This is a genomic window from Paenibacillus xylanexedens (genome assembly GCF_007680605.1).
GTDB classification, from domain to species: Bacteria; Bacillota; Bacilli; order Paenibacillales; family Paenibacillaceae; genus Paenibacillus; species Paenibacillus xylanexedens_B.
Genome location: NZ_VEIO01000001.1, coordinates 2,468,362 through 2,488,043 on the forward strand (window position 1 = coordinate 2,468,362; position 19,682 = coordinate 2,488,043).

Annotated in this window: 22 protein-coding genes; 4 read left to right on the forward strand and 18 right to left on the reverse strand. The window is 46.3% G+C overall.

The genetic code is table 11. The annotated features are described in order from the left end of the window. Positions 1 to 164 precede the first annotated feature (164 nt). The 10 genes from accC to spoIIIAA all read right to left on the reverse strand — a co-directional run bounded on the left by accC (position 165) and on the right by spoIIIAA (position 7,988). Positions 165 to 1,508: an acetyl-CoA carboxylase biotin carboxylase subunit gene (gene accC, locus FS818_RS10985; protein WP_145331823.1), complete on the reverse strand. Its 1,344-nt coding sequence runs from the start codon at positions 1,506 to 1,508 to the stop codon at positions 165 to 167. Positions 1,509 to 1,561: 53 nt separating this feature from the next. After that, positions 1,562 to 2,032 carry an acetyl-CoA carboxylase biotin carboxyl carrier protein gene (gene accB / locus FS818_RS10990; protein ID WP_145331824.1) on the reverse strand — a complete coding sequence of 157 codons (471 nt, stop codon included), beginning with the start codon at positions 2,030 to 2,032 and terminating at the stop codon, positions 1,562 to 1,564. Positions 2,033 to 2,171: 139 nt separating this feature from the next. Further along, positions 2,172 to 3,002, reverse strand: coding sequence for a SpoIIIAH-like family protein (locus FS818_RS10995; RefSeq protein ID WP_145331825.1), 831 nt, complete (start codon positions 3,000 to 3,002; stop codon positions 2,172 to 2,174). Between the two features lie 67 nt (positions 3,003 to 3,069). Next, a complete protein-coding gene (gene spoIIIAG / locus FS818_RS11000) occupies positions 3,070 to 3,708 on the reverse strand; it encodes a stage III sporulation protein AG (protein WP_123062259.1) in 639 nt (212 codons plus the stop codon). A 15-nt stretch (positions 3,709 to 3,723) separates the two neighbouring features. Further along, positions 3,724 to 4,575, reverse strand: coding sequence for a stage III sporulation protein AF (gene spoIIIAF, locus FS818_RS11005; protein WP_145331826.1), 852 nt, complete (start codon positions 4,573 to 4,575; stop codon positions 3,724 to 3,726). 32 nt (positions 4,576 to 4,607) lie between these two features. Beyond that, complete coding sequence (spoIIIAE, locus tag FS818_RS11010; RefSeq protein WP_145331827.1) at positions 4,608 to 5,798, reverse strand: stage III sporulation protein AE; 1,191 nt, start codon at positions 5,796 to 5,798, stop codon at positions 4,608 to 4,610. A 20-nt stretch (positions 5,799 to 5,818) separates the two neighbouring features. Next, positions 5,819 to 6,208 (reverse strand): stage III sporulation protein AD, encoded by a 390-nt coding sequence (gene spoIIIAD, locus FS818_RS11015; RefSeq protein ID WP_090922532.1) that lies wholly within the window; start codon positions 6,206 to 6,208, stop codon positions 5,819 to 5,821. A gap of 31 nt (positions 6,209 to 6,239) precedes the next feature. Continuing rightward, the gene (spoIIIAC, locus tag FS818_RS11020; protein WP_017687585.1) at positions 6,240 to 6,443 is read right to left on the reverse strand and encodes a stage III sporulation protein AC; all 204 of its coding nucleotides are present in this window, start codon (positions 6,441 to 6,443) and stop codon (positions 6,240 to 6,242) included. A 29-nt stretch (positions 6,444 to 6,472) separates the two neighbouring features. Then, positions 6,473 to 6,991 carry a stage III sporulation protein SpoIIIAB gene (gene spoIIIAB / locus FS818_RS11025; RefSeq protein WP_145331828.1) on the reverse strand — a complete coding sequence of 173 codons (519 nt, stop codon included), beginning with the start codon at positions 6,989 to 6,991 and terminating at the stop codon, positions 6,473 to 6,475. Next, positions 6,984 to 7,988: a stage III sporulation protein AA gene (gene spoIIIAA, locus FS818_RS11030; RefSeq protein ID WP_145331829.1), complete on the reverse strand. Its 1,005-nt coding sequence runs from the start codon at positions 7,986 to 7,988 to the stop codon at positions 6,984 to 6,986. The genes spoIIIAB and spoIIIAA overlap by 8 nt, the downstream gene beginning before the upstream one ends. A gap of 251 nt (positions 7,989 to 8,239) precedes the next feature. On the opposite strand from spoIIIAA, the gene FS818_RS11035 reads away from it, so the two are divergent. Beyond that, positions 8,240 to 8,989, forward strand: coding sequence for a 2-phosphosulfolactate phosphatase (locus FS818_RS11035; RefSeq protein ID WP_145331830.1), 750 nt, complete (start codon positions 8,240 to 8,242; stop codon positions 8,987 to 8,989). Between the two features lie 85 nt (positions 8,990 to 9,074). Here the strand turns inward: FS818_RS11035 and FS818_RS11040 are convergent, their stop codons facing one another. The 5 genes from FS818_RS11040 to FS818_RS11060 form a co-directional block, all read right to left on the reverse strand. Next, positions 9,075 to 10,328, reverse strand: a complete 1,254-nt coding sequence (locus FS818_RS11040) for an aspartate kinase (RefSeq protein ID WP_145331831.1) — start codon at positions 10,326 to 10,328, stop codon at positions 9,075 to 9,077. A 190-nt stretch (positions 10,329 to 10,518) separates the two neighbouring features. Then, the gene (gene efp / locus FS818_RS11045; RefSeq protein ID WP_145331832.1) at positions 10,519 to 11,076 is read right to left on the reverse strand and encodes an elongation factor P; all 558 of its coding nucleotides are present in this window, start codon (positions 11,074 to 11,076) and stop codon (positions 10,519 to 10,521) included. Positions 11,077 to 11,118: 42 nt separating this feature from the next. Next, positions 11,119 to 12,192 carry a M24 family metallopeptidase gene (locus FS818_RS11050; RefSeq protein WP_145331833.1) on the reverse strand — a complete coding sequence of 358 codons (1,074 nt, stop codon included), beginning with the start codon at positions 12,190 to 12,192 and terminating at the stop codon, positions 11,119 to 11,121. A gap of 39 nt (positions 12,193 to 12,231) precedes the next feature. Then, positions 12,232 to 12,675 (reverse strand): type II 3-dehydroquinate dehydratase, encoded by a 444-nt coding sequence (gene aroQ / locus FS818_RS11055; RefSeq protein ID WP_090922544.1) that lies wholly within the window; start codon positions 12,673 to 12,675, stop codon positions 12,232 to 12,234. 77 nt (positions 12,676 to 12,752) lie between these two features. Further along, the gene (locus tag FS818_RS11060) at positions 12,753 to 13,364 is read right to left on the reverse strand and encodes a YqhR family membrane protein (protein ID WP_260989826.1); all 612 of its coding nucleotides are present in this window, start codon (positions 13,362 to 13,364) and stop codon (positions 12,753 to 12,755) included. A gap of 214 nt (positions 13,365 to 13,578) precedes the next feature. Between FS818_RS11060 and FS818_RS11065 the strand changes: the two genes are divergently transcribed. Both FS818_RS11065 and FS818_RS11070 read left to right on the forward strand, forming a co-directional pair. Further along, positions 13,579 to 14,571 (forward strand): DUF1385 domain-containing protein, encoded by a 993-nt coding sequence (locus FS818_RS11065; RefSeq protein WP_145332851.1) that lies wholly within the window; start codon positions 13,579 to 13,581, stop codon positions 14,569 to 14,571. 5 nt (positions 14,572 to 14,576) lie between these two features. Further along, entirely contained in the window at positions 14,577 to 14,915 is a 339-nt protein-coding gene (locus tag FS818_RS11070) for an MraY family glycosyltransferase (protein WP_145331834.1), read from the forward strand. A gap of 79 nt (positions 14,916 to 14,994) precedes the next feature. Here the strand turns inward: FS818_RS11070 and FS818_RS11075 are convergent, their stop codons facing one another. The 3 genes from FS818_RS11075 to mntR form a co-directional block, all read right to left on the reverse strand. Next, positions 14,995 to 15,996 (reverse strand): patatin-like phospholipase family protein, encoded by a 1,002-nt coding sequence (locus FS818_RS11075; protein ID WP_145331835.1) that lies wholly within the window; start codon positions 15,994 to 15,996, stop codon positions 14,995 to 14,997. Between the two features lie 124 nt (positions 15,997 to 16,120). Then, positions 16,121 to 17,728: a family 10 glycosylhydrolase gene (locus tag FS818_RS11080; RefSeq protein ID WP_145331836.1), complete on the reverse strand. Its 1,608-nt coding sequence runs from the start codon at positions 17,726 to 17,728 to the stop codon at positions 16,121 to 16,123. A 186-nt stretch (positions 17,729 to 17,914) separates the two neighbouring features. Further along, a complete protein-coding gene (gene mntR, locus FS818_RS11085; protein WP_090922556.1) occupies positions 17,915 to 18,343 on the reverse strand; it encodes a transcriptional regulator MntR in 429 nt (142 codons plus the stop codon). A 185-nt stretch (positions 18,344 to 18,528) separates the two neighbouring features. On the opposite strand from mntR, the gene splB reads away from it, so the two are divergent. Continuing rightward, entirely contained in the window at positions 18,529 to 19,599 is a 1,071-nt protein-coding gene (gene splB, locus FS818_RS11090; protein WP_145331837.1) for a spore photoproduct lyase, read from the forward strand. Positions 19,600 to 19,682 lie beyond the last annotated feature (83 nt).

Consider the following 19,682-nt stretch of genomic DNA (forward strand, 5'->3'; position numbering starts at 1 on the left):
CGGTTCATTTTCATAACATACAGAACCCTTCCGGTCCGGCTTTACCGGAGCTCCTGCAACCATCCGCTAACGGGCGGGCTTATCCGATGCAGGAGACATGCGCTCTTATTATTACATACTATATCATTTGGGCTACATTATGACAAACAAGCCCAATATGACTGTTAAATCTCGTTTTCCTCAAGAAATTTAATATCAAAATCTCCGCGAATAAACGTTGGATGCTCCAAAAGTTTCTGATGGAAAGGAATGGTCGTCGAGATACCTTCAATCGCAAATTCTGCCAAAGCACGCTTCATTTTAGCAATCGCTTCATCGCGAGTTGCACCCCAAACGATCAATTTTGCAATCATGGAGTCATAAAATGGAGAGATCGTGTAACCAGGGTATGCTGCGCTGTCCACCCGAACTCCAGGGCCACCCGGTGCAAGGTAAAAACCAATCTTGCCTGGTGCAGGCATAAAGTTGCGGTCAGGATCTTCAGCGTTGATCCGGCACTCAATCGACCATCCGTTAATAACCACATCTTCCTGACGGAAAGAGAGCGGATTACCTTCGGCAACAGAGATCATTTCACGGATCAGATCAACACCTGTTACCATTTCAGTAACTGGATGTTCAACCTGAATACGAGTATTCATTTCCATAAAGTAGAACTCACCATTCGGACTAAGCAGAAATTCCAGTGTACCGGCTCCCGAATAATTAACCGCAAGTGCAGCACGCACAGCAGCTTCTCCCATGAGATTACGAACTTCCTCGTTGATCACAGGGCAAGGAGCTTCCTCAACAAGCTTCTGACGACGGCGCTGAACCGAACAATCACGCTCACCAAGATGCACGGCATTGCCATGCTTGTCAGCCATGATCTGAATTTCAACGTGTTTCATGCCTGTCAGGAATTTCTCCAGATAGACACCGGCGTTCCCGAATGCCTTCTGAGCTTCCTGTTGTGCAGCCGTGATTTGTTTTACCAGTTGCTCTTCGTCTTCAGCGATCCGAATTCCTTTACCCCCACCGCCGGCGGTAGCTTTGATAATGACAGGATATCCGATATCACGTCCAATCATAATCGCTTCTTCGGTTGTTTCTACAAGGCCGTCCGATCCAGGGATAACAGGCACACCTGCATCCTTCATCGTCTGTTTCGCTACAGCCTTGTCACCCATCTTGGTAATAGCTTCCGGTGAAGGACCAATGAATGTAATGTTGCAGGAATCACAGATTTCCGCAAAATCGGCATTTTCGGCCAAAAAGCCGTATCCAGGGTGGATGGCATCACATTCCGTCAAAGTAGCTACACTCATCAGGTTAGTAAAGTTAAGATAACTGTCCTTAGACAGTGTTGGTCCGATACAGTAGGCCTCGTCTGCAAGACGGACATGCAAGGAATCTTTGTCCGCTTCCGAGTAAACAGCCACTGTCGAGATGCCAAGCTCGCGGCAGGCACGAATAATGCGCACAGCAATCTCACCACGATTGGCAATCAATATTTTATGAAATTTCATTTCGTCTTTGTCCTCCTTCGAAGCTCATGCGGCTGCTATAAACCTGTAAACCGTTATTCCGGTTTTACCAGGAACAGAGGCTGTCCGTATTCGACAAGCTGTCCATTTTCAACCAGCACTTCAACGATTTCTCCCTTGATGTCCGCATCAAGCTCGTTCATCAGTTTCATGGCTTCGATGATGCATACCGTTGTTTTCTCAACAACTTTATCACCCACACTCACAAAAGAACCGGCTTCCGGTGAGGAAGCTCTGTAAAATGTACCTACCATCGGAGATACAATTTTATGTAAATGACTTGTTGTATCGGCTTGTGGAGCAGCCTCACTCACAACTGCTGCAGCTGCAGGTTGTACCTGCGGAGTAGCAATCACTTGCGGTTGTACGGCAGCAGCCTGTACGAACTCCGTTTTACCCGGTTTGCGAATCGACAAACGTGATCCTTCATTTTCAATTTCCAATTCCTGAACAGAACTTTCATCAACCAATTTGATCAGTTCTTTAATTTCGCTCAATTTAAACATTTCCATTATTCACTCCTTCGGCATCATGCCAGTCTCACGAGGACGGTCATATGGCTTTTAGTATTATATCATAATCATTAAAAATGGAAAGAGCCCGAGAGTCGAACAAGCTCCCGGGGCTTCCTTATCACATTTCCGATTACTGTTCTGTGACATATTGCACACTGATTTTGTTCTGGGATACAGACAATTCTTTCATAACCAGATCAACAATAGAAACCGCCTGTTTAACGTCAAGTTTGTCACTCAGAACCACCACTTTGTACTTGTCAGCCTCTTCTTGAACGACTGCATTTTCAAATTGTTGGGAAAGTGTTTCTTCAATGCCTGTAATTTTGGCTTCTTTATCTTCAAGTGCTCGGAGTTGCTCTGTTGCTTTTGCATTTTCTTCCGGTGTTTTACTAAGATCTCCTGCAATGGTCATCAATTCCTCGTACTTGCGGTTGTTACTCTCCTCGCGTTGCCACTGGTAATTCTGGAACTGACTGCTTGCCGACACAGCCGTATTTTGCTGTTCCATTTCCTTCAGCACTTCTTCATCCGTTTTAGCAGCAGTCCCCTCTGTTTTCTCTTCCGTTTCCGGGGTAGTCGCCGCTCCTTTTTCCGCACTACTTTCTGACTTTTGGTCCGTTTCTCCTTCTTTGCTGCCTGGTTCAGTAGCAGGTGTTTTTTCTGCGCTTCCCGCTTCCTTACCTTCTGCGCCAGTTGTGTTTTCAGCCGGATTTGCCGCACCGGAATCACCCGTAACCTCTCCGCTGTTCACGACCTCGTTGATGACCAGACCTTCTGTTGGATCAAGAATACCCGCTGTCTCCTTTGCCTCGCCTTGTTTCATCGCATCGACTTGCTGACTGTCAGCCACAGGGGGATTAACGGGCCCGGAATCTTCAGTGAACAGATAATATGCGGACAAGATAACCATCAGACTCAGCATGGAAACGAGCCATATTGTTTGACGTTTGTTATTCATATAGAATATCCTCCTCGAAATAGGGTTGATTCTGACAACACATCTTTTCTTAATCATTATTCAAAGCTTAATCCTGCTTGCGCGGAACAACCGAGATCCGGTATGCCGCTACGTTCAAGCCTTTTTCAACGGCATCTGTAATCAGGTCTTTCACAACCTTGTTCTCTGCACCTTTTGCCACCACCAGCACTCCGCGGATTTGCGGTTTCAGCTTTTTCGTGACAATAGGTGTCTGATCCCCTGATAATTCATACGTAATGATCTCACCGTCACGGGTATATTGCGTCATATGTCGTTTACCGCCATTGGCATCCGTCTCTTCGGTAAGCTGCTGTGAATCTTTGACGTTCCGCTGCACCACGAGTTCTTCCGTAGAATCCACGGTAACCATCACATCCACAGTGCCTACACCAACGATATTTTCCAGCACACCTTTGATCTTGTCTTCAAATGCCATTTCAATCGCCTGAAAAGGGTTTTCTTCCAACAATCCATTTTGCATCGCCGACATGGAAGTAGCTTGTTCCGGTGGTTCGCGACCGATGTTTTCAGAATCGATCTTTTTGACGTTGACAAAGGAATTAAAGAGCATGATGCCCACACCGATCAGTCCCAAAATGATTAACCACCGTAAGGTTTGACTGCGCTTCGCACCGCCTTCACCGCCACCCATCCAGCTTTCCAGCTTTTTAAACCAGTGTTTCATCGGATCGCCTCCTTTTCAGAGCACTTCTGCATTTTTTGTTTCCGTTACCCGCACTTGGCTCGCATCAACTTCCCATTTCTCTTTGAGCAATGTGATGATTTGTACTGCGTGCTCAGACCGTGAAACACTAGTTTGCTTAACGCTTGAATCCTCACTATCATTCCGCGTAACGTGGGGTTCGGATGCTTGATTGGAAGCCATCTGTTCTCTCGTTGCTTGCTCGGATCGCTGGATTTTTGACTCAATCTGTATATTTTTAATTTCAATCGGATCAATCTGAACAGGTTGAGTACTCGGGTAATTCTCATCATGTTCTAACGAATCTTTGCTTTCTGTCATCGGGCTACTACTCACAGGTTCGGCCGCATCCGCATCCGTTTTTGACCCCCCCTTCCCACTTGCAAGTTGCACCTCCACATGCTGAATGACAGGCAGTTCAACCGAAGTGGTTGCTTGGGTATCCGAATTTGATTTCTTCATCGCCAGCTGCACCTCAACCGACTGAACCTTTGCGCCGGTTGTTTCTTCAATCTGACCTTTCATGACATTGGCAAGCTCCTTTGCCGTCCACTTCAGAGACTGCTGTTGTTCGTTCGCCTGCATCCGCCTTCCCTGAGCCAGAATCTGCTCCAGTGTGGCTTGCCCATCAGGAGGGGCATCCATTGCGGTCATGGCACGTTTCAGTTCGCCTACCGGATCACTTTTCAACAGTTTGGTGATGGGGGATAACAGGGTCAGCAGGATGAGAAGGCTCAGCACAAGCTTGACGTACCGCTCCATAGAACGATTCGGAAGCAGCATATCTACAAACGTTGCCAGCAAAACGATCATGATCAGATCCTGTAGCCAGTTGCTCAGCCACCCCATCCTCTCCAGCCCCTTTCCCTGCAGACAGGTAGTTAACGCATCATCACAGTCAGATTCCCTGCGGTCAGCAGAATCGTAATCGCCAGGAAAAACATGAGTCCAACCGCGGCCAGTGCCGCGAACACATAAATCATGCTTTTACCAATCGCTTGCAGGCAGTCTACAATCGGCGTCTCTCCCAGCGGTTGCATAATTGCTCCGGTCACGTTATAGATCAAGGCCAGCGCCAGAATCTTGATCGCCGGGAACGCACACAGGAACAAGATAATAATGACACCTGTCAGTCCGATTGCATTTTTGACAAGCAACGATGCCGTGATCACGGTATCCGTCGCATCTGCAAATGTCCTCCCTACAACGGGTACAAAGTTCCCTGCAATGTATTTGGCTGCCTTCAAACTGACACCATCGGCAACCGATCCCGAAGCTCCCTGTACCGAAATAACCCCCAGAAACATCGTCAGCAGAATGCCCAGCAAGGCTACACTGATGTTTCGCAACAGATCAGCCATTTGTGTCAATTTGTATTTATCCGAAAGCGAGCTCACCAGATGCAACACAGCCGAGAAGAAGAGAAGCGGGAATACCAGCAGATGGATCAGCGTACTTACGAGATGAATCATGAAAATAATTAGCGGGTGCGTCACCGAAACGGTAACGACATTACCCATCGAAGCGAGCAGCGTGAACAGAAGTGGAACCATCGCCATCATAAAGTTGATCATGCTGGATATAGCCTCTTTTGCATAACCAATCGCTACGTTAAAGCTGTTGATTGCGATGATAATGATGACCAGATAACAGATGGCATAAGCAATTTTACTAATGTTATTTTTCTCAAATGCAGTCTGTAGCGTCTCCAGAATCATGCTCAGCACCGTTAACATTACGATCGTGACCAAAAGTTTGCCGTTATATAAAATTTCATGCAACATAAACGTGCCAATCGCCGAAAATACCGATTTCAGACTGAATCCTTCATTCCCGGGAATTAACATATCCATGAAAGATGGCGTTTTGCCTTCCGGGAAAAAACCACCGTACTGTTTCATCAGTTGATCCCAATATTTCTCCACCTGATCCTTCGGAAGCTGATCAGCCTGCTGCTCTATCCACTCGTTTGAAGGTGTCGTGGCTACAACCTGTCCAATTACACCGAACATGAAACATATCATCAGCACAATGATGAGGCGCCAGCGCGGCTTGTTATGCATCAATTTCATCAGTTATCCGCCCGCCCTTTCTACACTGGCATCAGTTTCATCACGGTTTCGATAATGATGCTAATGATCGGAATCGCGAGTACGAGAATCAGCACTTTGCCAGCCAGTTCAATCTTGGATGCGATGCTCTCTTGCCCGGCATCTCTGACAATCTGTGCACCGAATTCAGCAATGTAAGCAATGCCGATAATCTTCAATACCGTTTTCAGATAGATGCTCTCCATACCGGAATTTTCAGCAAGTCGCTTCAGCACTTCGATGACTGTGCCAATTTTGCCAATCAACAGCATAAAGATCACTACACCAGTGGCTGCCGCAATCAGAAAGGCAAACATCGGCTTTTGTTCCTTAATGACTAAAATCAGTACGGTTGCAATGAGTGCCAGACCAACAACTTGAATAATCTCCACGGGTCACCACCATCCGGCTTCATGACCGATTTCATTGAAAAAGAAATATGGATTTAATCTCTTGTAGCAGGCTGTCCAGCATTCGAACAACCATGAACAGTACAACGACAAATCCGATTACGGTCACCCAGTGAGCCATATCTTCCTTTCCCATTTGTTTCAATACGGTATGAATCATCGCTATAATGATTCCAATGCCCGCAATTTGAAAGATTGCGTTCACTTCTAAATTCATGACCTTGGCACCTCGCTATCCCGGCTATTTCAGAAGATCAGTATGACGATTAACGCTCCGACAAGCATCCCCAGGCTGCGGCTCATTCGTTCGTACTTCACTTGATCGGCCTGTGCGCGGGATTCCTCATGCATAAGTTGCTGAATGGCTAACGAAATATGTTTGGTCTGATCTTGACGATCACTGGTGCCAAGGCTGTAACTCAACTGTAGCATGACCTCCCGCTCGTCTGATTTCATCGCTGATTTCCCCCATGCCTCCTCCACACCGGCTTGCAGACTCTCCCTGGCTGTAAGGCCATGTGGGGGTTCCATCTGTGTGGAGGCGTGTAAAAAAAGAGTTCTCACCGGCTCTTTAGTCTGGGCCCCCATTTTGTTCATCGCATCAGGCAGCGGCGTTAAGCCGTAATTAATCTCCGTCATCAGCCGCTGCAGGGCCGCAATCAACTCACGTAGCTGCCTTGGCCGCAATGCATATTGCCTCGCCTTGTAAAAACCAGCGAGAGTACTTGCTAGCAGGATCAGTAGGGCGCCAAGCATATTAAGCAAAGGCTTCACCTCCTGACCCGGTCTGTTGCAGCCCTCTCATCTTGCCATCGGACAGTCGAAAGCTCATGCCTTTGCTCGTCCGCTGCAGCTGCACATAACGCTGAAACATCTGCTCGGCAATCAGTGTTTTCAAGGCAGGCCTTGCAGATAGTTCAGCCAGATCCCGTGCGTGGGCTGTCGCAATGACAGAAACTCCTGCGTGCAGAGCCTCCATAACCGCCTCGGCATCCTCCGGCCGCCCAATCTCGTCCACAATCAGAACGTCCGGTGACATGGAGCGAAGCATCATCATCATGCCTTCCGCCTTAGGGCATCCATCCATAACGTCCGTGCGCGGCCCTACATCGAAGCTAGGAACACCTTTATAGCTTCCCGCTATCTCGGAACGTTCATCTACAATGCCCACTTTTAGTCGCGGGCGTATCCCCTGCCTCAGTTCACCACCAGCTGTCAGTTTCGTTCCGTTACTGATCTGCCTTGCCAAGTCTCGCAGTAACGTTGTTTTGCCTTGCTGCGGTGGAGATAGTATCAGGGTATGCATCACCTGTCCGTTCCTCATATCTAGCAGGTATGGAAGAATCGGGTCAGCCACACCTTGCACTTCCCGGGCAACACGGACGTTAAATCCGTTGATATCCCGCAAATATTCTACACGCCCTCCACTGAGCACCGTCCGGCCAGCAAGTCCGATTCGATGCCCTCCCGGGATGGTGATGAATCCTTTTCGTAATTCTTCTTCCAACGTATAGAGCGAATGATTGCTTATGAGATCAAGCAGTCTGTGCGTTACTTCTTTCAGAGGAACATATGCTTCCTCTGGTTTTCCCGTTGGTATACCTTCCGGGGTGAGAAAGTGATAGTTGTTGCCTGCATTAATTTCCAGCGGCCTGCCTTCTCGAATACGGATTTCCTCAACTTGTTCCAATAAGGTGGGCGGCATTCTGCCCAGAATGGTACGGATGGGTTCCGGAAAAAGATCCCTCCATTTCACTTTCATGAGTAGGCTCCTCCAACTTGATTAATTTCATCTCTGATGCTTGTTCATATCTCAAGTTTATGCCTGTACATTCATTTTATGACGCTGAAATCTATCAATTCTTCAAGGTCGATGAATGAGAGCCAAAACTCATAGACATCTTGTTCTAGGCACCTGTCTAGACATTCGTGCATATAGTGCTTGCAAACAGATGGACTGTTCCACTGAGAAACCAATGCTCGATCCCGAGGCACAAAAAGGAGTTGTGGGGTGTGCGTGTTGACGTTGTAGGTAACGTAAATGAAGTACGAACGATAGATATTGAAGGGCGAAGTGTGGTTGTTATTGATGTTTTGCGAACAACAAGCACAATCGTGACCGCGCTTGCCCATCATGCTACAGGAGTTATTGCCATGGAGACTGTTCCGCAAGCCAAACAGATGTTGGTAGGAAACAGTATTCGGGGAGGGGAACGCTTTGACAAAAAAATAACCGGATTCGATGCGGGTAATTCCCCCTATGAATATATGAGTGGTGACATCGCAGAAAAAGTCATTATCCTCACCACAACAGATGGTACACGAGCTCTGATCAAGGCATCCAGAGCCAGACATATACTTGCCGGAGCATTGTTAAATGTTAGAGCGGTTGCTTCCACTCTACTGGAATTACAACGGGATATTTTGTTGTTATGTGCCGGAGAGCAGGATGAGTTTGCTTTGGAGGACGGCCTATGTGCCGGATATATTATTGAAGAATTGTATCGTCAGACCCGTTCGCCGCTGCAACTGAATGATCTCGGTATAATCGTGCATCAGGCCGTGTCTCAATCTCATGATCGCATCACAGATCTGGTTCGCACATCAGCCAGTGCACGCAGACTGGATAAACTGGGGATGATGCATGATGTGACCTATTGTTCACAATTAAATCTCCTGGATTGTGTACCTGAGATGATGGAGGGCAATGAACTAAAACCTTACCAGAAATTACGAGGGAGGAACGTGTGCAGACGACTGTAGTTACGAATAAAAGAGGTGAACGTTTGCCCACTGGCAACGTACACCTCTTTTATTTATGCGTTTATTTTTTTATCATTTACATCAATTATCTGCGAACTTGAGGTCCGCCAATGACAGCTTGCTCTGCTGTATCGAGATCATACGCTGTGTGCAATGCTTTAATTACATCATGCAGTTTCTCTCCATCAATAACGCAGGACACCTTAATCTCTGAAGTGCTTACCATCTTGATGCTTACACCTTCACCAGAGATCACTTTGAACATCTTAGCAGCTACACCTGGATGACTCACCATACCCGCACCAACAATCGAGATTTTAACCAGGTTTTCTTCGGAATTCACTTCACGATAAGGCAGACGACTGTGCAAACCTTCAATGACACGAAGTGCCTTCTCACGATCAGACAAGGCAACCGAGAAGGAGAAGTCCGCTTTGCCGTCCTGAACTCCGCTCTGTACGATAATATCCACGTCCAGTTGCTCACTAGCCAGTTCGCCAAATACTTCGGCAAGGACACCAGGGACATCGGGTACACCCAAAATACTGATGCGAGCTACGTTTTTGTCATACGCGATTCCACTTACTACTACTCCTTGTTCCATTGCCGCTTCCTCCTTCACAACCGTTCCTTCATTATGGTTAAAGCTTGATCTTACAATCAGGGGTACACCGGAATGCTTCGCGTACTCCACCGCACGTGGATGCAATACCGCCGCTCCCAGATTCGCAAGCTCCAGCATTTCGTCGTAAGATATTTCCTTCAGTTTGCGTGCCACCTTGACGATCCTTGGATCTGTAGAATAGATTCCGTCCACATCCGTATAGATCTCGCAAGCATCTGCCTGAATAGCTGCTGCCAGTGCAACCGCTGTCGTATCCGAACCACCGCGGCCCAGTGTAGTGATCTCTCCGTCTTCCGTCATGCCTTGGAAACCGGCTACGATAACGATATTGCCTTCAGCGAGCGCAGATTTGACACGCTCAGGACGGATATCCTGAATCCGGGCTTTACCGTGAACCGGTTCTGTTCGGAAACCGGCTTGCCATCCTGTAAAAGATACGGCCTTGCGTCCAAGTGCCTGAATGGCCATGGATAATAAGGAGATCGAAATTTGTTCCCCTGTTGTCAACAACATATCCATTTCACGAGCAGGCAAATCACTGTTTAGCAACTTCGCCTGATCAATCAAATCATCTGTAGTATCTCCCATGGCCGAAACCACGACGACACATTGATGTCCTTCATCTGCTTTTTCTACAACACGTCCGGCTACACGCTTCATGCGTTCTGTATCTCCGACCGAACTGCCCCCAAATTTCATGACGTACAATGACAACGCAAATCCACTCCCTACCTTGTGCAATATGCATCAATTGATATCTTTCGTCATTATTCTCTACGAGAAATGACTTTAACCCAGTATATTACGAAAGCGCCTGATAGGCTAATCTTTTTTCAAAAAAACCCTCTGCCATATTCATGGCAAAGGGTTTTCATTCTTGCTTGAAGCTTACAGCAAGTGAAAGTTACGCACGGGAAGAGTATTTACCTTCGCGTGTATCAATCAGAAGCACGTCGCCTTCATTGATGAACAAAGGAACTTGTACATTCAGACCTGTTTCCACTTTCGCGTTTTTCGTAGCGCCTTGTGCTGTGTTACCTTTAACGCCTGGCTCTGTTTCAATAACTTTCAGCTCAACGCTTGTAGGCAGGTCGATACCCAGGATTTCACCTTGGTAACTCACGATTTTCACGTTCATGTTTTCTTTCAGGAAGTTCAATTCCCACTCCAGTTGATCGCTAGTCAGCGTGAATTGATCGTATGTTTCGTTATCCATAAATGTGTGCTCAGACCCACTTGCATAAAGGTAAGATACACCGCGGTTTTCGATAATTGCACGCGCAATCGTTTCACCTGCACGGAATGTACGTTCAACGGTATTACCGTTACGCAGGTTTTTCAATTTGGAACGTACGAATGCAGCACCTTTACCTGGTTTTACGTGTTGAAAGTCAATTACAGTAAAGATGTCTCCATCTACTTCTACGGTCAAACCTGTTTTAAAATCGTTAACTGAAATCACAAAAAATCCCTCCTGAATATAATTAAAAAGTATGTTCGTATGTTAGCCAATAACGGTGAACTTTTTGTCCGATTTCGTAAGAATATGAATACCTGACTCGGTAATCACAACGTCATCTTCAATTCGTACGCCGCCAAGTCCATCAATATAAATCCCCGGCTCAACCGTAACCACCATACCCGGTTTCAACACATCATCGCTAAGCTTGGACAGACGCGGAGCTTCATGAACCTCCATACCCAGACCATGGCCTGTGCTGTGCCCAAACTGTTCTCCATATCCATAGCTTGCAATGATATCCCGAGCAAGTGCATCCGCTTCGCGTCCGGTCATACCTGGTTTCAGGTTCTCCAGCGTATGTAGTTGTGCTTCCAGTACAATGTCGTAAATCTTACGCAGCTCAGGTACAGGATTACCTGTTGCAATCGTACGTGTCAGATCTGAACAGTATCCGTCCAGCAACGCACCAAAGTCAAACGTGATCAGTTCGTCCTGTCCAATTACTTTGCTACTTGCAACGCCGTGAGGCATGGCAGAACGTTCACCCGAAGCGACAATGGTGTCAAAGGAGGAGCTTGTTGCCCCATGCTTGCGCATGAAGAATTCCATTTCAAGATCCACTTCACGTTCAGTCATTCCCGGTTTCGCAAATTGCAAAACGTGGCTGAATGTGGCATCTGCCAAATCTGCGGCACGCTGCATCACCGCAATTTCGTCTGCATCCTTGAACATCCGTAGCTGCTCAACAATGCCGGATACTGCTGTAAGCTTAACCGATTGCAACGATTCCGCATAGGAAGCATGCGTACCAAATGTGACCGAATCCTGTTCGAAGCCAACTTCGTTGATATTCGCTGCAATCAGCAAATCACGTACAGAATCCATCGGTTTTACACCGTGCTCCACCACGTTGAAACCTTGGGCTTGCGTGGATGCCTGTGCCATATAACGGAAATCAGTAAGCAAATAAGCTTCCTGTTCAGTAATAAGCACATATCCTGCCGAACCAGTAAATCCCGTCATATAACGGCGGTTAATCGGATTTGTAATCAGCATTGCTCTGAGTTCACGCCCGGCCATGGCCTCACGTAACTTGTGTACTCGTTTGTTTTCCATAGGTAACCCTTCTTTCTCTCACATTCCCGGGTTCCCGGCTCAGGTTTGTTTGTCCAGATGACGCACGAGAGCCAGCAATCCCAGTTCATAGCTTACTTCGCCAAATCCGGCAATTTGCCCGATTGTTTCTGCTGCTAGCACTGAATGATGTCTGAACGCTTCGCGTGCATGAATGTTGGATAGATGAACCTCCACGGTAGGAACTTTCACGGCATTGATTGCATCACGTATCGCATAACTGTAATGAGTAAAAGCCCCGGCATTCAGCATGATCCCGTCTGCCTCACCCATTGCGGCATGAATGCGGTCAATAATGTCTCCTTCATGGTTGGATTGATAAAAAGCGATGGAGACGCCCAACTCTTCAGCCTGTCTGCGAATTTTGTCTTCAATATCCTTCAGACTAAGCGTTCCATAGATACCTGGTTCACGAACACCAAGCATGTTCAGGTTCGGGCCATTGATTACAATAATTCGTTTCATCGCTGCTCCACCCTCTCTGCAAATAACCATCTGCTATTTTAACACAGCCATTACCCGATTGAGAAGCTTTTTTGCGTCTAGGCTCCTGCATGCTCTGGCTCCCGTTTCCTTTCGTCGGTGTACTCCATCGCTACGGTGTAACCTATGAACAGCCCCCAAAGAAGGAATAAACAAATTTCCGTGAAAATTGAATCCCATGTCAATTGATTTAACGGTTTCATCATTCCGAGTTTAGGCCCAAGCAGGATAAAGAGGATCACCCACCAGACGACCCCATACACCATGCCGGGAAACGGCCCTTTTAATTTTCGAATGGTAAAGGTATATAACAGTGACGCAAAGATGGAAAACACGATAAAACACAACCAACCTGTCAAGTGACCTGCCGGCGTATAAATATATTTATGCTTGAAAAAAGGCTCCGCCAGAAAACCCACGGGTACAACGGTAAAATGCAGAAAATGAAATAGCCAGTGGATGCCGCCCCAAACTAACCCGGCAAAGAACCCCAGCTCCAGCGCAAAAGAAAACGGATTTGTGAAATAGTGCGCATCTCCCTGCCTTGGCACGGAGCGCCGTTTTGTCACGTCTTCGTCACGTTCTCGGGGACGTTGCCGCTTTGTGCGCCGATCCGTTTTACCTTCGTGATTATGATTCATTAATACGTCCTCATGAATATGATCCGTCATCATAAATGTCCCCTTCTTCTCAAGATGATCTCGCAGGCATGCTAGATATTTTCTCACAGTTCTAGGGCGTAGTATGTTCAAAACAGGACAATCTTAACAGCAACACTTGCCTTTTCTCTCGTAAACTAGAAATTGCTCTCCAAATTCGATACAATAAGGATATTAAACTGCCTTTGATTGTAAAGGCCTAGAACAGAATAGGAAGGTGAATAATTTGCCTCAACAATCCAAGCCTGTCAGCTACGGGGGGCAAGCTGTCATTGAGGGCGTAATGTTTGGCGGCAAACACGTCAATGTTACGGCTGTTCGTAGAAAAGACGGCGAAATTACGTATCTGGAAGTTCCCAAGCAAGACAAGACCTGGGTCATGAAATTGCGGCGGATTCCTTTATTACGCGGAATTGTCAGCATTATAGATTCAAGTGTCAAAGGCAGCAAACATCTTAATTACTCTGCTGACGCTTATGCTGATGATGAACTCGAACCTGAAGAAAAAGCCAAACAACAAGAGAAACAAGGAACTGGCTGGAGCCTTAGCATGATTATCGGTGTAACCGCAGTCGCCATACTTTCTTTCCTTTTCGGCAAAATTGTACTGACGCTGCTTCCTGTCGTGATCGAGGACTTCTTATTTAAAAATGTATTCGACAATCAATTTCTGCATAATGTATTGGAAGGTGTCATCAAACTGATCTTGTTACTGGCTTATCTGTGGTTAATCTCACAGACACCGATGATTAAACGCCTGTTTCAATACCACGGAGCAGAGCATAAAGTCATAAGCGCATACGAAGCTGGCGAAGAACTTACACCGGAAAATGTTCAGAAGTACAGCAGGTTACATTACCGCTGTGGTAGTAGCTTTATCATGTTGACTGTGATCATCGGTATTTTCTTGTACTCCGTATTCACTTACGATAATTTATGGGAACGGATGGGACAGCGTCTGCTCTTGTTGCCAGTCGTACTAGGTATTTCGTTCGAGCTACTCAAGATTACGAATTCGCTTCGTGATATTCCTGTGTTGCGTTATCTGGGATACCCCGGCCTGTGGCTACAATTGCTTACGACCAAAGAACCTACGAACGCTCAAGTGGAAGTTTCCATTGCGTCTTTCAATCGCATGCTTGAACTGGACGCCAAACTTGCCAACGTTTCCACCGCAACGGAAGTTCCTGTAGCATCACTTGATCCTGTGAAAGGGTGAATGAAATGAATAAGCAGGCTATTGTATTTTGGGCATTCATTGTACTGGCTGCTCTTGGGGTTATCAGTTTTATGACTAGAGCCTCATTGTCCAGTATTCTCATCCCTCTGATCGTGTTCGGAGTTGTGTTCCTGCTGTACAAATTCCCGCCTGCCCGTTGGTCACGAAAAGCCAATACACCAAAGATCAAACCTTCGGCTAAAACGATGGCTAAAGTGAACGCACAGAACAATGTCAATACCAGAAAGAGCAGTTCATCCAAGAAACGCAAGGACTATCCTTTTCAGGTCATTCAGGGTCAAAAAGGAAAGAGCAACGACGAGGATATTCCCAAGTATCACTAAGTTGCCATTGTACTGAGGGCTCAAAAATAAAATCCAAAAAGCAATTCTCCATCATACGGAGAATTGCTTTTTTTAGTCTTTATACCGGGATCAGCGGCGGTGCATCCGCCTGTTTCTTTCGCATTTCTTTCCGTTGCTTTTCCAATTGCTCGTTGTACATCTTCATATTCCATGTGGTGAAAAATTCCAGGCCGGAGGCCACTCCTGAGCGATATAAGTTCGTACTGTCTTGAACGGAGAGATTAAATTGTGTCGGTTTAATACCAAGCGTAGGAATTTTGACCGTACGGAATCGGTTAATCTGCTCAATGTAACGCTCATCGTGAGCTGTTAACATGGTCTCGACAAGCGCTTGCAACATAGTCAAAGGCCCTTTGATTCGTGCAGGTTCTACTTCTGTCTTGCCTACCATTTTAAAACCGACTACTGGAATGATCTCTCCCCCTGATTCAGAGCGTTCTCCATCAAACAACCACAGTGGAAAGTTACTCAGTAGTCCTCCATCCACAACATACACAAACTGATCTTGGAAAGGCAGCCCCTTGGACATCACCGGCGATTTCCGAATAATGACAGGATCGAAAAAATACGGAATGCTACAACTCATACGTACAGCTTTAGCAACCTCAAGCTTTGCCGGTTCAATACCAAAGCGCCGAATATCGTCGGGCAAAACGAGAATATTTCCGTTAGAAATATCCGATGCGGTAATGAGCAACTTTCCAGGTGGCAAATCAGCGAAGGTTCGTATTCCTTTTTGTGCCAGCATTTTGCTTATCCATGACTCCAGTGCTTCACCTGAATATAAACCTTTTTTCAAAAACATCCTTGTTGCCGGACCAATCCAGCGTGTATTAAATATAGGCGACCGTTGCAGTAGCGATGCAAACGGCGTACTCTCAATAATTACTTTCATCTCCTCGGCCCGGTAACCTGCAGCCAGTAGGGCAGCAACAATCGAACCGGATGATGTACCAGCAACTCGGTTGAATTGCACTCCGCAGTCCTGTGCTCCCTGTACAGCTCCTGCAAGGGAAATTCCTTTTACGCCTCCACCTTCAAAAACGCCATTAATTAACACAACGAAAACCCCCGTTCTCCAGGCAGCCATGCTTCTACTGCCACTGTATGAGAACAGGGGTTGGACATATAACTATGAGTTGATGAATCCGTGATCGCTAATCCAAAAAAATTCGCTTTGCTACTTACAAGCCATAGTAGGCTTTAAGTCGTTCAATCAAACCCAGCGGGTTCTTCGTAAGATACTGGGAACTGAAATAAATATCCCCGCCAATGGATGGATACTTTTGATTATATGTCAATTGATCTATGATTTCTTGTGATGTCTGCCAACCAATCTCTGGCGTTCCGAGTTTATAAGGAGAATGCCCGATGTACAATTTTACATTGGTATTGGCTACCTCATTAACCCACCAATCGACGACCTTATCGTACCTTGCAGCACTAAGCGTCATGCTCCAGTATACTTGTGGTGCAACGTAATCGATCCATCCTTGTTTGATCCATGTCCGAACATCTGCATTCATGCTGTCATACGCAGTTACGCCTGCTTTGGTGTCTGAGCCAGTCAGATCATTAGCTTTGTTACGCCATACACCAAATGGACTGATTCCATACTCTACATTAGCTTTCACTTGATGAATACGTTGACCTAGTTGCTGTACAAACTGATTAATGTTGTCACGGCGCCATGCTGCACGGTCTGTTGTACCTGACGTGTTATACATTTTGTAAGCAGCATCGTCATTAAAAGTCACATTAGAAGGATAGAAGTAATCGTCCAGGTGCACTCCATCCACGTTATAGTTATTCACCACTTCCATAATGGTATCTATAATATGCTGTCTTGCTTCTGGCACACCTGGGTTAATATAAAGTTTACCCGATGCATTTACAATCCAGTCCGGATGTAGCTTGGATACATGATTAACGGCCAGATTGGCTGTTGTTGCCGAGTTCGTTGCCCGAAACGGATTGAACCAGGCGTGGAATTCAAGCCCACGCTTATGGGCTTCCTCAATCATAAATGCCAGTGGATCGTAGCCTGGATCTTTGCCCTGTGTTCCTGTCAGAACACTATTCCAAGGCACTAGGCTGGAAGGATAAATGGCGTCTGCATTGGCTCTAACTTGTACAAACACAGCATTGATCCCCATGTCCTTCAATTGATCCAGTTGACTTGTGTACTCCTGTTTCTGTTTCTCTACATTGCCTTTCGCGCCAGAAGACGGCCAGTCACCATTAACTGTAGAAATCCAGGCTCCGCGCATCTCATTCATTGCTGGAGGGACACTTCCTCCCGGTTCTGCAGGTGTAGCTGGAGTTGGCTCTGGTGTTGGCGTTGGTTCTGCTCCTGTGTACAGATCAATGGTTTGAGCCACCTGATTCCAGTTCACTTGAATCCCCAAATTCTCACTTACAAAACGAATCGGAACCATCACTCGACCTTGTTTTAGTTGCACGGAAGCATCCAGATCAACCACGGCATTGTCGACCGTCGCTTGCTGACGTCCACTCGTCATCGTAATTGTTGAATCCGATTTCTGAATCGTCACCGTCCGGGTTGCCTGGGACCATAACACTGAAGCCCCCAGTCCTTCACTGATGACCCGTAACGGCACCATCGTTACGTTCACCTTGGGCATGATATATGGTGACACATCTGATTCCAGACGCTGACCATCCAGAAAAATAGAAATCTGTTTTGAACTTGCTGCCTGAGCGGTCAAACCGACTGACTGTAATCCAAGAACAAAAATGAGCAGTAGCAACAATCCTTTACGCAATTTCATGAATACAATCCTCCAACATCATTAGATTTACGGTAAATTCTACTAGTTTAATAGACGCTTGGCAGACTGGTTTAGTTGCGCTATTGACCAAATGTTGGTTGGAAATAAAATATTGAAATTAAAAATGCTCCTCGCCAATCACTTGGCAAGAAGCATTCTCTATTTATTGACATATGAATTCAAGGCTCAAGAGTCCGTGTTACTCATGATTTCCTGAATGTTTTTTAGGTCTTGCAGACGGCTCTCATCCTGACGGAAATATTCCACGAGAGACTCAATACATGTAATGGAATCCCAGCTTAAGTGATGTTCAATACCTTCTACGTCGTTATAAATGTTCTCTTCCTGAACACCGATCGTAGTTAGAAACTGCTCAAGCAGATGATGGCGCTCCATCAACCGTTTGCCCATTTTTTTCCCTTTTGGCGTCAGTACCAGCCCGCGGTACTTCTCATAGATCAGGTACTCGTCCTTGTCCAGCTTTTGGATCATCTTCGTCACGGATGAAGGATGTACTTCCAGTCCTTCTGCTATATCAGACACACGAGCATAGCCCTTTTCATCAATCAATTTGTATATACGCTCCAAATAATCTTCCATACTGGGCGTTGGCATCTGCTTCCCTCTCTTCTCTCTGACCGGTTCTACGTACCTGGTCCCTATCTTCTAATGATACATGTTATCAATGCGCATTGGCAAGTCCTACCCGATTCTGATCGCCTTTCACAAGGATTGGCAGGCGTGACTTCTCTCCATTTGAGGCAAACTAAGTCCAGTTTCGTATTGAAAGGAGTGATTCTGTGAGCACAAGCGTGGCCCAGCCCCCTGTTCGAAAAGCAAAGGGTACAAAACCCTTTATTCCCGATTTGGTGTATTTTGAACCAGGTGCGCTTGAATATGAAAAAGGAAAACGGATTATGGAGTGGGTAACCTCCCAAAACATTCCTTATCAGATGACCACTTCACACAATCGGATCACCAACCTCCCCGGTGAGACAGAACAAGAAAAATACCGGATGGCCAAGCGAACTCTGGTTGTAGGGGTACGTAAAACCCTGAAATTTGACCAGTCCAAACCATCAGCAGAGTATGCTATCCCTATCTCCACAGGTTGTATGGGGCATTGCCATTATTGTTATCTTCAAACCACATTAGGTGCAAAACCATACGTTCGCGTGTACGTAAACACGGAAGAAATCATTGAAGCTGCCAAAGGATACATCGAGGAACGCAAACCCGAAATCACCCGTTTCGAAGCAGCCTGTACCTCCGACCCCGTCGGTCTGGAACATATCACGGAAAACCTAAGCGACCTTATTCGTTTTATGGCTGATGAAGAATACGGGCGTTTACGCTTTGTGACAAAATATCATCACGTCGATCCGCTACTTAACATCAAGCATAATGGCCATACGCGTATCCGGTTCAGCGTCAACTCGGATTATGTTATCAAAAACTTTGAACCCGCCACCTCCCGCTTTGAAGAGCGAATTGAAGCTGCAGGCAAAATAGCCCATGCCGGTTATCCGCTTGGCTTCATCATCGCTCCGATTATATGGTACGACGGCTGGCAAGAAGGTTATGCAGAGCTACTGCAAAAGCTGGCGGATACTTTGCCTGAAGAGGCCACCAAAGACCTTACTTTTGAAATGATTCAACATCGTTTCACCAAAACGGCTAAAGCGACCATTGAGAAACGATATCCAAAAACCAAGCTGGAGATGGATATCGAAAAACGGAAAATGAAATGGGGACGTTGGGGTCAGTACAAATATGTGTATAAGGATGACCAGCAAGATGCCCTGCGCGAGTTCATTACAGAACGTATTTTTGAACATTTCCCGTTAGCCAACATTGACTATTTTACCTAAATGAAAACACATTAGTCTTTCCTGTATCCTCAGACACAAAAGCAGGTCGCATGTTCCAGAACTATTCTGGTTCCTGCAGCCTG

What these genes read in the sequence shown, in the direction of transcription:
- spoIIIAE (WP_145331827.1), bottom strand. Translation starts at nt 5,798, where the DNA reads ATGAAATTGATGCATAACAAGCCGCGCTGGCGCCTCATCATTGTGCTG.
- spoIIIAA (WP_145331829.1), bottom strand. Translation starts at nt 7,988, where the DNA reads ATGAAAGTGAAATGGAGGGATCTTTTTCCGGAACCCATCCGTACCATT.
- FS818_RS11080 (WP_145331836.1), bottom strand. Translation starts at nt 17,728, where the DNA reads ATGAAATTGCGTAAAGGATTGTTGCTACTGCTCATTTTTGTTCTTGGA.
- spoIIIAF (WP_145331826.1), bottom strand. Translation starts at nt 4,575, where the DNA reads ATGGGGTGGCTGAGCAACTGGCTACAGGATCTGATCATGATCGTTTTG.
- FS818_RS11070 (WP_145331834.1), top strand. Translation starts at nt 14,577, where the DNA reads ATGAATAAGCAGGCTATTGTATTTTGGGCATTCATTGTACTGGCTGCT.
- accC (WP_145331823.1), bottom strand. Translation starts at nt 1,508, where the DNA reads ATGAAATTTCATAAAATATTGATTGCCAATCGTGGTGAGATTGCTGTG.
- spoIIIAG (WP_123062259.1), bottom strand. Translation starts at nt 3,708, where the DNA reads ATGAAACACTGGTTTAAAAAGCTGGAAAGCTGGATGGGTGGCGGTGAA.
- FS818_RS10995 (WP_145331825.1), bottom strand. Translation starts at nt 3,002, where the DNA reads ATGAATAACAAACGTCAAACAATATGGCTCGTTTCCATGCTGAGTCTG.
- FS818_RS11060 (WP_260989826.1), bottom strand. Translation starts at nt 13,364, where the DNA reads ATGACGGATCATATTCATGAGGACGTATTAATGAATCATAATCACGAA.
- mntR (WP_090922556.1), bottom strand. Translation starts at nt 18,343, where the DNA reads ATGCCAACGCCCAGTATGGAAGATTATTTGGAGCGTATATACAAATTG.
- aroQ (WP_090922544.1), bottom strand. Translation starts at nt 12,675, where the DNA reads ATGAAACGAATTATTGTAATCAATGGCCCGAACCTGAACATGCTTGGT.
- FS818_RS11050 (WP_145331833.1), bottom strand. Translation starts at nt 12,192, where the DNA reads ATGGAAAACAAACGAGTACACAAGTTACGTGAGGCCATGGCCGGGCGT.
- accB (WP_145331824.1), bottom strand. Translation starts at nt 2,032, where the DNA reads ATGTTTAAATTGAGCGAAATTAAAGAACTGATCAAATTGGTTGATGAA.
- spoIIIAC (WP_017687585.1), bottom strand. Translation starts at nt 6,443, where the DNA reads ATGAATTTAGAAGTGAACGCAATCTTTCAAATTGCGGGCATTGGAATC.